Here is a 12,316-nt window from a genome sequence, read left to right on the forward strand (position 1 = left end):
ACAGTGAAAATCAGTGAACAGTGGTTGCGGGAATGGGTTAACCCGGAGCTTTCCATCGAAGACCTGGCGCACCAGATTACTATGGCCGGTCTGGAAGTTGACGCCATCGAGCCGGTGGCCGGTACTTTCAGCGGCGTTGTTGTGGCCGAGATTATCAGCGCCGAACAGCACCCGGATGCAGACAAGCTGCGTGTTTGCCAGGTGAATGCTGGCGATGAAACCGTGCAGATTGTATGCGGCGCCCCCAATGCCCGTGCCGGACTGAAAGCGCCACTGGCGAAAGTGAGTGCGGTGTTGCCCGACGATTTCAAGATCAGGAAAGCGAAGTTGCGCGGGGTTGAGTCCTTCGGCATGTTGTGTGCCGAGCAAGAGCTGCAGTTATCTGATGCATCCGATGGCCTGATGGAGCTGCCGGCGGATGCCCCGGTGGGTAGCGACATTCGCGATTACCTGAAGCTGGACGACAACCTGGTCGAAATCGGCCTGACACCGAATCGCGCCGACTGCCTCGGCCTGCGCGGCATCGCCCGGGAAGTCGGCCTGTTGAACGGCCTGGAAGTGAGCGAGCCGGAGTGCGCCGCGGTGGCAGCGGAGCATGAAGATACGCTGCCGGTCAAACTGGAGGCCCCCGGGCACTGCCCCCGCTACCTCGGTCGGGTGATCCGCAATGTCGACCTGTCGCGCCCCAGCCCCCTGTGGCTACAGGAAAAGCTGCGCCGCTGCGGTTTGCGCAGCATCGACGCCGCAGTGGACATCACCAACTACGTGCTCCTCGAACTCGGCCAACCGATGCATGCCTTCGACCTCGACAAGCTGGGCGGCGGTATCGTGGTGCGCACCGCGGAGCAGGGCGAGTCGCTGGAACTGCTGGATGGCCAGACGGTAGAGCTGAATGCCGATACGCTGGTTATCGCCGACCACAGTGTGCCTGTCGCCATGGCCGGCATCATGGGTGGCGAGAGAACTGCGGTAGCGGAGGGCACCCGCAATATTTTCCTGGAAGCCGCGTTCTTTGCGCCGGACCTCCTGGCCGGCAAGGCGCGCGGCTACGGCCTGCACACGGATTCCTCGCACCGCTTCGAGCGCGGCGTGGACTTCCAGTTGCAGCGCCGGGCCATGGAGCGGGCGACAGCACTGCTGCTGGACATCGTTGGCGGTGAGCCGGGCCCCATCGTTGAAGCTGTTGATGAGGCCAGTCTGCCGGCGCGGCCGGATGTCCGCCTGCGCGCCGAGCGCATCGGCAAATTGCTGGGCTTCGAGCTTCCCGGTTCAGAAGTGGAGCGCATCCTCAGCGGGCTGGGCCTGGGTGTGACCGCGGTCGATGGCGGTTGGACCTGCAGTGTGCCCAGCTGGCGTTTTGATATCGCCATCGAGGCGGACCTGCTGGAAGAGCTGGCGCGGGTGTACGGCTACAACAACCTGCCGATTACCCGCATCCAGGCCGGGCTAAGCATGCCGGCACGGGAAGAGTCGACGCTGTCGCTGCGCTTTCTGCGCCGCCACCTGGCTGCGCGCGGTTACCGTGAGGCCATCACCTACAGTTTTGTCGAACCCAAACTGCAGCAGGTGTTCGATCCGGACAAGACCCCGGTGGCGCTGGCCAATCCCATTTCCGCGGATATGTCGGTGATGCGTACCAGCCTGCTGCCCGGGCTGGTGACGGCGGTATTGCGCAACACCAACCGCCAGCAGCCGCGGGTGCGGCTGTTTGAGACCGGCCTGCGTTTTGTGCCCGGCGAGCAGGGTGGCCTGGAGGGCCTGCAGCAGACACCGACCCTGTCTATCGTCGCCACCGGGCAGCGCCTGGCGGAATCCTGGTCCAGCGCCAGTGAGGCAGTGGACTTCTTTGATCTCAAGGGTGACCTGGAAAGTGTGCTGGCCCTGGGCCGTCGCGCCAGTGAGTTTGAGTTCCTGGCCGGTTCTCACCCGGCCCTGCACCCCGGGCAGACCGCGCGTATTCGCCTCGACGGCGAGGACGTCGGTGTGATCGGCAGTCTGCACCCCTCAGTACAGCGCGAGCTGGACCTGAACCAGCCAGTGTTCGTCTGCGAAATCGATCTGGCCGCTGTACTGGGCGGGAAATTGCCCGGCTTTTCCGAGCTGTCACGCTTCCCCGAAGTGCGCCGCGACCTGGCCGTGCTGGTGAAGGACGGGATTTCTGCCGCCGAGTTGATGGGCAGCGTGCGCGAGGCCGGAGGAGAGCATCTGACGGAATTGCGCCTGTTCGATGTGTATGCCGGCAAGGGTGTAGAACCCGGCTTCAAGAGTCTGGCGCTGGGGCTGGTGTTCCGGGACAAATCCCGAACGCTGGAGGAAGAGGACGTGAACCTGGCCGTGGGCCGGGTGGTCGAGTCGCTGCAGGCGAACTACAGCGCGGAACTGCGAAGCTGAGCTGAACGGTGCAGGATCGGGTGCGCGGGACCAGTCGTCAGGTCCCGCGCGCAGTAGTCAGTGGGCGTGGCCGTGTGCAATCTCTTCGTCGGTGCCCGGGCGTACATCCACAACCTGCACTTCGAAGTGAAGCTCGACACCGGCCAGCGGGTGGTTGGCGTCGATAGTGATGGTGTCCCCTTCTACCGCGGTGACGACAACGCGCTGTGCGTTACCCTGCGGATCCTGGGACTGGAAGGCCATGCCTGGCTCGATGCTTTCAACGCCCTGGAATATTGAGCGGTCCACTTCCTGGACAAGCTGCGGCAGTGGCTCGCCGTAACCGTCGGCCGGAGCCAGCGCAACATTCAGCTCATCACCGCTCGCCTTGCCGACCAGGGCATTCTCGAGGCCGGGAATCAGGTTGCCGTTGCCGTGCAGGTAAACCAGTGGCTCTGAACCCTGCGAGCTGTCCAGTTGGTTGCCTTCGGCATCAGTGAGGGTGTAGTGGATGCTGACAACCGCGTTGTCGCCAATGAGCAGAGACATAGATGCTCCTGAATAAGGGTGTGCCGATCGCTTCAGTGAATGAAGTAGCGCGGCGAATGAATGGCGCCCCGCATGGGGCAATGAACCGCTCTGGGCGGCAGGGTGGGACGCAAACATCCCGGGGGATGCGCCCGGGGAACCCGGGCGCGGTGGTGCAATCAGACTACAACGATGTTCTCAGCCTGCGGGCCTTTCTGACCCTGGGTAACGGTGAACTCGACTTTCTGGCCTTCAACCAGAGTCTTGAAGCCGCCACCGCTGATAGCGCTGAAGTGGGCAAATACGTCAGGGCCGGAGTCCTGCTCGATAAAACCGAAGCCTTTGGTTTCGTTGAACCACTTAACGGTGCCAGTAGAAGTTGCCATAAGTAATTTCCTGCTTTTTACGATTGAATGTGCCTCTGGGAGGCGATTGAGCTTGAGTTATTGCAATTACTTATGAATAGCTGGGCGAGGTAGCAACGCGGGTACAGCCAGCGAGACTTCGTACGGGAATGCATAAGATCTAAGAAAAACTTGCAAGCTCAACCAGTATAAAGTCCAGATTTTGGCCGTCAATGGCTTTTTATGTGTCGTTGTTACATCACTGCCCGCATCCAGTGCCGGGCAGCAGGCTGCCGTGAAGCCGGAGCAAGCTTGCGCTAGCTAGGTTTGCGTCTAAGCTATATGTTCCATGCCGATATCCGGCATTGCAGTACCACATTTGGAGCACAACGATGAAAATGCTAGCCCAGTGGTTTGTTGCACTTATCTTTCTTTCCCTCACCCATGCCGCCCTGGCTGATGACCATGAAAACAAGAATGAGGCCGTTGCCCGTGGCTGGGTTGAAGCCGCCCAGTCAGGCAAGGACGAATTTGCCGCCTATGTGAAAAAGCACATGGCGGAGGATGGCGTGTGGCACCAGAACCGTTATGTCGGCTTTGGTTTCAGTATGGACCCGACCAATGACGAGCAACTGGTCGTCGCCATTGTCACTCCGGGCACGCCGGCCGCCGAGGTGCTGAAAGCCGGCGATGTGTTTGTGTCCGTTGCGGGCGTGCCGGCCACTGAAGAAAACCGGGATCGCATGAACTTTCGCGGTAAGCCCGGTGCGCCGGTGAAGGCGGTGATCAGTCGGGGCGGCAAGGAAATACCGATTGAGGTGCGCCGCGGCGTAATCGACCATATCAATGACAAGGCCGCCGTGCTGGAAAACATCGCCCTGGGCGATGCCGAAGAGTGGCCGGTGGATTCCGGCAGCGTGCTGGAGGTGATCAGTGACGGTAGCGCCGTGGTGGTAGTGGACGAGTTCACCGACACCGAGGAAGACACCGGCATACAGTACGTTAACCGGGGGGTCACCCACTTTCAGTTCAACGACAAGCACCAGGTTGTGAAAGGCTGGAGCCTCGATGAGAGCCGCTTCGTGCTCGAGCAGCTGGGCTACACCATCTCGCGCTGATTGATAATACAGCCAGAAACTCCCCGCGGCCGTTACGGTCGCGGGGTTTCGTCATGTCTGTTCGAAGGGTTCCAGGTTGGTGTACCAGGGCGATTGTTTGTGACACAGCAGTAGCTTACCGATCTCAGTTCACGTTATTTGATGTCTAAAGCGGCAAAGGTCTTGATCCTTAAAGAAAAACTGTGCTTGGGGGTTTGACAATCCAGAATTGATCGCGCACTCTTAGCGGTGATGCTGAGAACCTGGCAGTGATTCAACTTGTTGATTCGCTGGAAAAATATCAATTCAAGCTCAGGAACTGACCCGACGCATGACCGCGCTTACCAAATCTGAAATGGCAGAACGCCTGTTTGAAGAGCTGGGGCTCAACAAGCGGGAAGCCAAGGAGATTGTGGAGCTCTTCTTTGAGGAGATACGCGCCTGTCTGGAGGGTAACGAGCAGGTGAAACTATCCGGCTTCGGCAATTTCGACCTGCGCGACAAGAGCCAGCGCCCGGGTCGCAATCCGAAGACCGGTGAAGAAATCCCTATCTCTGCCCGGCGGGTGGTCACTTTCCGTCCAGGCCAGAAACTGAAGGCGCGAGTCGAAGAATATGTTGGAACCGACCCACAATAACGAATTGCCCACCATTCCCGGCAAGCGCTATTTCACCATCGGTGAGGTCAGCGAGTTGTGCGCCGTGAAACCCCACGTACTGCGCTACTGGGAGCAGGAATTTCCCCAGCTCAAGCCGGTCAAGCGCCGCGGCAACCGCCGCTACTACCAGCGCGACGATGTCCTGACCATTCGCCAGATCCGCAGCCTGCTCTACGAGCAGGGCTACACGATCGGCGGCGCGCGGCAGCGCATGACGGACGATGGCGACAGCGTCACCCCTGTAGAACTGCAGGCCGTCATCAAGGAAACCATCGAAGACCTGGAAGAGGTGCTCCGCGTCCTCAAGCCGGCCAAATAGTATTTGTCTCACAGGCGGTATTGAGTATAATGCCGCCCTCGCCGGGAAAGGCGATTCTCGGGGCGTAGCGCAGTCTGGTAGCGCACCACACTGGGGGTGTGGTGGTCGTAGGTTCAAATCCTGCCGTCCCGACCAAATTCCCCTCTAGCAACATCCTAGAACCTCTCTAAAGCCCTGTTTATCAGGGCTTTTTTGTTTATACTCGATCCAGAGTTGTCCAGCACCATCCGGCAACATACCCCCGATTTGGGGGGTATTACTGGGGGTATAACTGATGCCCCCAGATTTGATACCCCCAAATTGCACTGGAGGCGGGCCATGCCACTGACTGCAACCGAGGTGAAGGAAGCGAAGCCCCAGGAGAAGCCGCGCAAGCTGGCGGACGGAGGCGGGCTGTACCTGCTGGTGCAACCCAACGGAGCCAAGTACTGGCGCTACAAGTACCGCTATGGCGGCAAGGAAAAGACCCTGGCGCTGGGGGTGTACCCCGAGGTATCGCTGAAGTCTGCCCGGCAGAAGCATCTGGCAGCCCGTGACAAGCTGGCCCAGGGCACTGACCCCGGCGAGGTGCGGAAGGTGGAAAAGCTGACCCGGCACCTGGCGGCGGCGGAGAGCTTTGAAGCGGTGGCGCGGGAGTGGTTCAACCAGACCATGCCCGAGAAGTCGGAAAGCTACCGCATGAGGACTGGCCGCATTCTGGATAAAGACCTGTACCCCGTGCTGGGCAATCGCCCGGTGGCAGCTATAACTGCCCCTGAACTATTGGCTACCCTCCGGCGCATTGAAGGCCGGGGTGCCTACGATATGGCCCATCGGGCCAAACAGACAGCCGGGCAGATATTCCGCTATGCCGTGGCCACTGGCCGAGCGGAGCGCGACCCCTCCGGCGATCTGAAAGGCGCACTCAAGCCCAAGCGCCAAAAGAAACACCACGCTGCCCTGACCAACCCCGCTGAAGTGGGCCGCCTGCTGGTGGCGATGGACGGCTTTGAGGGAACCCCCACCGTAAAAACGGCCCTGCTGTTATCCCCTCTGCTGTTCCAGCGCCCCGGCGAAATTCGCGCCATGGAGTGGGCGGAAATCAATTGGGAAGCCGAGCAATGGGAAATCCCCGCCGAGAAAATGAAGATGCGGCAACCCCATATCGTGCCCCTATGTTCCCAGGCATTGGACCTGCTACGCGAACTGCACCCCCTGACTGGTCGGGGACGGTTTGTGTTCCCCAGCCCGAGAGGAGCGAGCCGGTGCCTATCTGAGAACGGGGTAAGGACGGCGCTCCGCACCATCGGCTATGACAATGACACGATGACCCCGCACGGCTTCAGGGCCACCGCGCGCACCATTCTGGATGAAGTGCTGGGATACCGGGTGGACTGGATTGAACACCAGTTAGCCCATGCGGTGAAGGATGCAAACGGGCGGGCGTACAACCGTACCGCGCACCTGGAAGGCAGAGCCAAGATGATGCAGGGCTGGGCTGACTACCTGGATAACCTGAAGGCCCAGGCCATGGCGGGGAACGTGATTACCGCAACTTTCAGATAGATGACATACTAAAGAAAAACAGCCCAAAACCGGGCCGCATGGAGGTTGTTTAGCATGGAGCTACCCAAGTTTTTCCTATTTTCTATCCTGCTATTTGCTGGTGCCAGCGCGGGCCTGTATTTCCTATACAAACGAAGGGCCGACATCCTTGAGGAAGCAACAAGGAAGGCTGAGGCAATCACTGGGAATGCCGATAAGTCTCGAGAGGAAATTGTTGCTGCAGCAAAAGCTCGCCACACAGAGTTAGTTGACGAGGCTACTCAGAAAGTCGAGGCCATTGAATCACGGGTAGAGCGCCTGAAGAATGCTGAAAGCGATTTACAGTCTAGGCTAAAGGAAGTTCGGGCTCGGTTGGAAACAATGACAGATATTGCTGGTGAGCAAGCGGCGTCCATCGAGCTTATTCGTGACAGTGACCTCCTCTCCAGCCAGGAATATCAGAAAGACCGAAAGCAAATACGCACCCGACTAAAGAAGGCCGCCCAGGATGCTGTAAAGAACGTTCGCGGTTATAAAGCTGACGTAAACATTGGCCAGTACGTAGGTGTATCTGCCAAGTCCGACATGGCTGGCGCTCTCTTGATGATTACTACGGAAATGCTTTGCGCAAAGACCACAGCAAATAATGGCCATGCTTCTCTCGACAAGCTGCACGATAGTATCCGGGCTACCGGAGCCTTGCTGAAGGCTGTTGACGCGAGAGCAGAATTAGATCGCGAGTTTACCGAACTGCTAGATAAGCGCCTCAAGATCGAAATTGATTATCAAAGGGCAAGGCAGTTGGCCCGAGAAAAGCAGAAGGAAATTCGAGAGCAGGAGCGCGAGGAACGCAGGGCGAGGAAAGAGGCCGAGCAAGCCCAGAAGCAGGCCGAGATTGAAGAAGAAATAAAGCGCAATGCAATTGCGGAACTTGAACAGAGACTGGCCCTTGAGAGCGAAGAAGAACGGGCGAAGCATCGTGAGGAACTTGAACGACTGCAGCAGGAGTTGGCAGAGGCCCATGAAAGATCTGAGCGAGCCAGGAGCCGTGCTCAAGACACCAGGCAAGGGCACGTATACGTCATTTCCAACATTGGTAGTTTTGGCGAGGGTGTCCTAAAAATTGGGATGACGAGGCGGCTCGACCCACTCGACCGAGTGAAGGAGCTTGGCGATGCCAGCGTCCCTTTCTCGTTTGATATACATGCGTTGATTGAATCAGATGATGCCCCCAGCCTTGAAAGCGACCTGCACCGGGTGCTGAATGACCGGCGAGTCAACAAGGTGAATCTGAGGAAAGAGTATTTCAGAGTCTCCATTGAGGAAATTGAACAACGCCTGGCTGACAGTGGTATAGAGGCGCTTGTAAACAGTGTTCCAAGTGCTGATGAATATTACGAGACATTGAAAATCGAAAAATCACTGATCGAGAATTAATCGACTACTGAAAATTGCAGCGCCTAGGATGGCCCCCGAAAAGCCGTTTCCCTTGACGGCCTGGCGCTGCTACTTCTCAAGGGCAGGTAGAAAGGGAGCCATGCGAGATCAATCGAATAGTGTTGCAGAATTTCTCGAATCAGAATTTGATGTTGGGAAGTATGATGACTGCTCTAGCTTGACACTTGTGCAATGGAGTAATGCGCTGGTGCAAAGGTGGGCTATGCAGGCCACCTGTCGTCCAGAGTGTATTCAAGAGGTTGAGCTAGAGCAGTATAAAAACGCTATACATAGTTTTCTGGCTAACCCACTTTGGCCGGAAAGTATAAATAGGGTTCCGCGCAAATGGTCATACAGAGGTGAGAGCTACTCGAGTGTTCGAGAACCGCTCGCGGCTGATATTGAAAGTAGGATAGTTGATGTTAAAGACCTTTATGCCGCAGCTCTTGGGGGGCAGTCAGTCATGTTCCCAGCTTCGCTTTACACACCGCTTTTGGAGATTGATCTAGGGGCGACAGACGATCAGTTAAAGGCGGAATTTTCTTCGTGGCTTGAGAGAAAAAGGCAGGGTATGGATGATGCTCCGAGCTTTATGGAATTTTCTGACTCCATGTTCCGCAACTGGCATAAGCACCGAGTATTGGCATTCATTGATATAAGCTTGTATGCGCTCGTATGTGGTGAGTCCATCCCCAACCACTTGATTGGCAAGCACTTGTATCCCGATGAGTTCAATGTTGATACTGGTGAGCGAGTCCGGAAGGTAGTTCGGCCTCTTGCAAAACAACTATTGTCTGATAGCAACATTGCGGCAATGGGAAGAGCCGCTGCCCACGGGTTTTACTCTAGCTTGGAAAAAATGTGAGCTAACTTTCTTCCGGAACTGAAACTAATTTTTCACTTCCTTGATGCGCGAGTTTATCTGCTAATAATAAGGAGCCATGTTCATTAAAGGCCACAGGAGGCGCAGAACATGGCACAACGTCCAGACCCATCCAAAGCACTTATCCGCCTGCCCCAAGTGCAGGCAATCGTCCCCTACAGCCGCAGCACGATCTACAGCCTGATTGCTGCCGGTGACTTTCCAGCTCCGGTAAAACTCGGCCCCCGAGCCAGCGCATGGGTCAAGTCCGAAGTAGAAGCGTGGGCAGAAAGCCGTATCGCTGAACGCGAAGAATCGGCAGCGTAGGGGGTGAGTCATGAAAAAGAAAAAGGCCACCCCGAAAGGCAGCCCCAAGCAATCGCCCTGCAATTCTACTGCCTCGCACCACCAGCGCCAACGGATACTCCAAGCACTTCAGGAAGTCGGTAGCCAGGGATTGACCACTATCCAGATGCGCGAGCAGTTGGACATTATGATGCCTGGTGCCCGCGTCTTTGAACTGCGCCACGACTACGGCCACAACATTCAACTGATATGGGACCGCGAACGCACTGCACAGGGCCATGAGCACACTTGTGGACGCTACATCCTGTTCCCCGGCCAGTGGGAGGGCGCAGTATGAAATCGCCCAGAGAGCGCCTACAGGGCGATATAGCGGCCTTCCTGGCTGCTGGTGGGGTAATCCAGCAATGCGACAGTGCGGACAATGCCAGTGCCAGGGTGCAGCCAGTACGATCCCGCCGTGAGCAACTGGTACACCGGAAGCGCCTGGACGGCTACGAAAGGTACAGCGCAGTGGCCCGGCGCAAGGGTGGTGGCAAATGAAACGCTATCGCTTTGAGGTTCGAGAAGAACTGATAACCCCTATCGAGGTAATGGCCGATAGCGAGCAGGAAGCCCGTGAGGGTGCTTTCAGGCAGGACCGGCACGTTACCCCCTTCGATACGATACACGGCGATATACGGCTTGTCCTGCGCTCAGTGGATGACAACTAACCATGGGGCGCAACATTCAAAAGGCCAAGGGGCGTTCAGCCAATGCAAAACCTTTTGGGCGACTACCGAAAGAAATCTGGGAGCATCCAGATTATTGCAATCTTAAACCTCTTAGTGCCTACAAAATGCTTATGGAGTTTGCCTGCCAGTACAACGGTCGCAACAACGGCGATTTAACGGCAGCCTATTCTGTTCTCAAAGCCAGGGGCTGGAAATCTCAGGACACGATTAACAATGCCGTAGAGGCACTTATGCGCGCGGGGCTTGTGGTTAGATCGAGGACGGGGCGTTTCTGTAATCCTGGCGGTCGCTGTCACCTGTATGCCCTCACATGGTTGCCGGTGGATGAGTGCCCCGGCAAGGCGCTTGAAATTGCACCTACGGCTACACCGTTACGAAATTTCAGTCTTGAAGCTATCAAAACGCCCTCACCAGAAACTGGTGACGGCTCGCACCAGAAACTGGAGCCACGGCGGGAGCGAGATGAACGCGGCAGGTATGTATCGCACCAGAAACCGGTGCGACTCCTGGACACCACTTACACCAGAAACTGGTGACCTTTTAATATCTACCATGGGGATGCCCATCTACAGAGGTACGAAAACAGCATGAAAGCGAGTCGCACTACGCATTTGGGCCAGTATTCACTGGCGAGGGCTGACAGCCGCATTCAGCAAGTGACGGTCATTGACTGCTACGGTGCGCCACCTCATGACGTTGCCGGTGGTGACGCTGGCGGAGTGCGAGTATGTGCCCCGTACACCGGGGTGACAGAGGAAGGCCATGGAAAGGGCATTCGAGTACTGTGTGACCAGGACTTGCCTCAGTCTGAAGTGCTGCGATTACTGCGGAAGGTGGTGGCAGCCATGGAGTCTCCGGCAGATGAAGTGCCGCTCTAGCGGGTGACTGTATCTGTTTGCGGGCCTAAAAAGGGGCAACTATCCAAAAGAGTTAGTGAAAAGCGGAGGGCATCTTGATGGGTGGATGGGGCAGCGGGCCGCAGAGTAGCGAGCCAGACACAAGCGAAGCCAGGCGGGTGGATATTCGCTTTATGCGGAAACACTGCCTGCTACAGCCAGGCTATTCCAGTTCGCTGCACTGGACCTGCCGAGGTGAGCCAAGCGGACACATTCGCTACACCGTGGCCCAGGACGCAAGCGCCCTGACCCTCGATTACAAAGTACAGCTATATGGCGGTGACTGGGAGCCGATGAAGTACACCGTGCCCCTGGAGGCCCTACCCTGCCGCTACGGGGGTGAGCGCCAATACTTCCACTGCCCCAACCGGCAATGTGCCCGGCGCTGCGAGGTGCTGTATTCCTATGGGCAGTATTTCCTATGCCGCCACTGCTGCGGCTACCTCTACCCCAGCCAGAAGGGTGACAGGCTGGACAAACTTCTGGAGGCCAAGCGCAAGATCGGTGCGCGGATTTTCGAGGACTGGGACGGCGTAGACGGCTGGTGCAAGCGGAAGGGGATGCACTGGCGTACCTTTGAGGGCCAGTTCCGGCGATACCGGCAACTGGAGGACGCATGGCAGGGCGAGTTTTACCACCGGGCGCGGGGACTGCTGGGCGAGGGAGTGCGGCTTTAGCCCACCGGGGGGGGCGTCCCTGAGCTGAGATGATGGACCATCTACCGCCAGAGGGTGCTTAGCTGGTGCGCTAACTGTAGAAATCGAATATCAGGGCGGGCGAGGTATTGGCAGCCCCTAAAGCCTGACAATGAACGGTACGATTACGGCAGGGGAGAACCCCAAGATTACCCCAAGGTCCACCGCCTCAGAGCACCAAGATTACTGCAAGGCGTGGCAGCAAAATTTTGGCCTTGGAAAGCTGCGCAAATGGGGGTGAGAAAAATAATTGGGGGTATATATGGGGGTATAAGCGGCCTTTGAACTATAGAATATATTTATAAATCAAATAGATAGGACGCCATTTCATGCGGTGCCGTCCGACCAAATTCTCCTTTGAAAACAGTCAGTTAGACATTCAGTCTACTGGCTGTTTTTGTTTGTGCTCCGATTCCAGCCCCGGGCTCTACCCCATAAACGGGGGATGGGCATCCATCCGTACCCGATTGATAATGCCATCCCACCCACAGTGGGTCAGTACCCTCAACCGGTAATTCTCAAAGTTTCTGAAGCCGTAGGCCCGTCTCG

The 12,316-nt window shown here is 57.2% G+C and carries 14 protein-coding genes and 1 tRNA gene; 13 read left to right on the forward strand and 2 right to left on the reverse strand.

Features of this window, described 5'->3' with window-relative positions:
- Positions 1-3: 3 nt before the first annotated feature.
- On the forward strand, positions 4-2,391 hold the full coding sequence (gene pheT / locus FVW59_RS19250; RefSeq protein WP_148066014.1) for a phenylalanine--tRNA ligase subunit beta: 2,388 nt from the start codon (positions 4-6) through the stop codon (positions 2,389-2,391).
- Positions 2,392-2,448: 57 nt separating this feature from the next.
- On the opposite strand, the gene FVW59_RS19255 is transcribed toward pheT, so the two are convergent.
- On the reverse strand, positions 2,449-2,919 hold the full coding sequence (locus FVW59_RS19255) for an FKBP-type peptidyl-prolyl cis-trans isomerase (protein ID WP_222711579.1): 471 nt from the start codon (positions 2,917-2,919) through the stop codon (positions 2,449-2,451).
- 158 nt (positions 2,920-3,077) lie between these two features.
- Positions 3,078-3,284: a cold-shock protein gene (locus FVW59_RS19260; protein ID WP_148066015.1), complete on the reverse strand. Its 207-nt coding sequence runs from the start codon at positions 3,282-3,284 to the stop codon at positions 3,078-3,080.
- A gap of 350 nt (positions 3,285-3,634) precedes the next feature.
- Here FVW59_RS19260 and FVW59_RS19265 point away from each other — a divergent pair, with 350 nt between their 5' ends.
- The 12 genes from FVW59_RS19265 to FVW59_RS19320 all read left to right on the forward strand — a co-directional run bounded on the left by FVW59_RS19265 (position 3,635) and on the right by FVW59_RS19320 (position 11,749).
- The gene (locus FVW59_RS19265; RefSeq protein ID WP_148066016.1) at positions 3,635-4,360 is read left to right on the forward strand and encodes a PDZ domain-containing protein; all 726 of its coding nucleotides are present in this window, start codon (positions 3,635-3,637) and stop codon (positions 4,358-4,360) included.
- 310 nt (positions 4,361-4,670) lie between these two features.
- Entirely contained in the window at positions 4,671-4,976 is a 306-nt protein-coding gene (ihfA, locus tag FVW59_RS19270) for an integration host factor subunit alpha (protein ID WP_148066017.1), read from the forward strand.
- The gene (locus FVW59_RS19275; RefSeq protein WP_148066018.1) at positions 4,954-5,316 is read left to right on the forward strand and encodes a MerR family transcriptional regulator; all 363 of its coding nucleotides are present in this window, start codon (positions 4,954-4,956) and stop codon (positions 5,314-5,316) included. The genes ihfA and FVW59_RS19275 overlap by 23 nt, the downstream gene beginning before the upstream one ends.
- Before the next feature lie 58 nt (positions 5,317-5,374).
- Positions 5,375-5,451: transfer RNA gene (locus tag FVW59_RS19280), tRNA-Pro, on the forward strand.
- 183 nt (positions 5,452-5,634) lie between these two features.
- The gene (locus FVW59_RS19285) at positions 5,635-6,861 is read left to right on the forward strand and encodes a tyrosine-type recombinase/integrase (RefSeq protein ID WP_148066019.1); all 1,227 of its coding nucleotides are present in this window, start codon (positions 5,635-5,637) and stop codon (positions 6,859-6,861) included.
- 54 nt (positions 6,862-6,915) lie between these two features.
- On the forward strand, positions 6,916-8,277 hold the full coding sequence (locus FVW59_RS19290; RefSeq protein WP_148066020.1) for a GIY-YIG nuclease family protein: 1,362 nt from the start codon (positions 6,916-6,918) through the stop codon (positions 8,275-8,277).
- Between the two features lie 100 nt (positions 8,278-8,377).
- Complete coding sequence (locus FVW59_RS19295) at positions 8,378-9,142, forward strand: DUF6387 family protein (protein ID WP_148066021.1); 765 nt, start codon at positions 8,378-8,380, stop codon at positions 9,140-9,142.
- Positions 9,143-9,250: 108 nt separating this feature from the next.
- The gene (locus FVW59_RS19300; RefSeq protein WP_148066022.1) at positions 9,251-9,466 is read left to right on the forward strand and encodes a helix-turn-helix transcriptional regulator; all 216 of its coding nucleotides are present in this window, start codon (positions 9,251-9,253) and stop codon (positions 9,464-9,466) included.
- Between the two features lie 10 nt (positions 9,467-9,476).
- Entirely contained in the window at positions 9,477-9,782 is a 306-nt protein-coding gene (locus FVW59_RS19305) for a helix-turn-helix domain-containing protein (protein ID WP_148066023.1), read from the forward strand.
- Positions 9,783-9,981: 199 nt separating this feature from the next.
- The gene (locus tag FVW59_RS19660; protein ID WP_187275987.1) at positions 9,982-10,155 is read left to right on the forward strand and encodes a hypothetical protein; all 174 of its coding nucleotides are present in this window, start codon (positions 9,982-9,984) and stop codon (positions 10,153-10,155) included.
- A 2-nt stretch (positions 10,156-10,157) separates the two neighbouring features.
- The gene (locus FVW59_RS19315; protein ID WP_148066025.1) at positions 10,158-10,712 is read left to right on the forward strand and encodes a hypothetical protein; all 555 of its coding nucleotides are present in this window, start codon (positions 10,158-10,160) and stop codon (positions 10,710-10,712) included.
- Positions 10,713-11,296: 584 nt separating this feature from the next.
- Positions 11,297-11,749 (forward strand): hypothetical protein, encoded by a 453-nt coding sequence (locus FVW59_RS19320; RefSeq protein WP_148066026.1) that lies wholly within the window; start codon positions 11,297-11,299, stop codon positions 11,747-11,749.
- The last annotated feature ends 567 nt before the right edge of the window (positions 11,750-12,316 follow it).

It is taken from the genome of Parahaliea aestuarii, assembly GCF_008064635.1.
Lineage (GTDB): Bacteria > Pseudomonadota > Gammaproteobacteria > Pseudomonadales > Halieaceae > Parahaliea > Parahaliea aestuarii.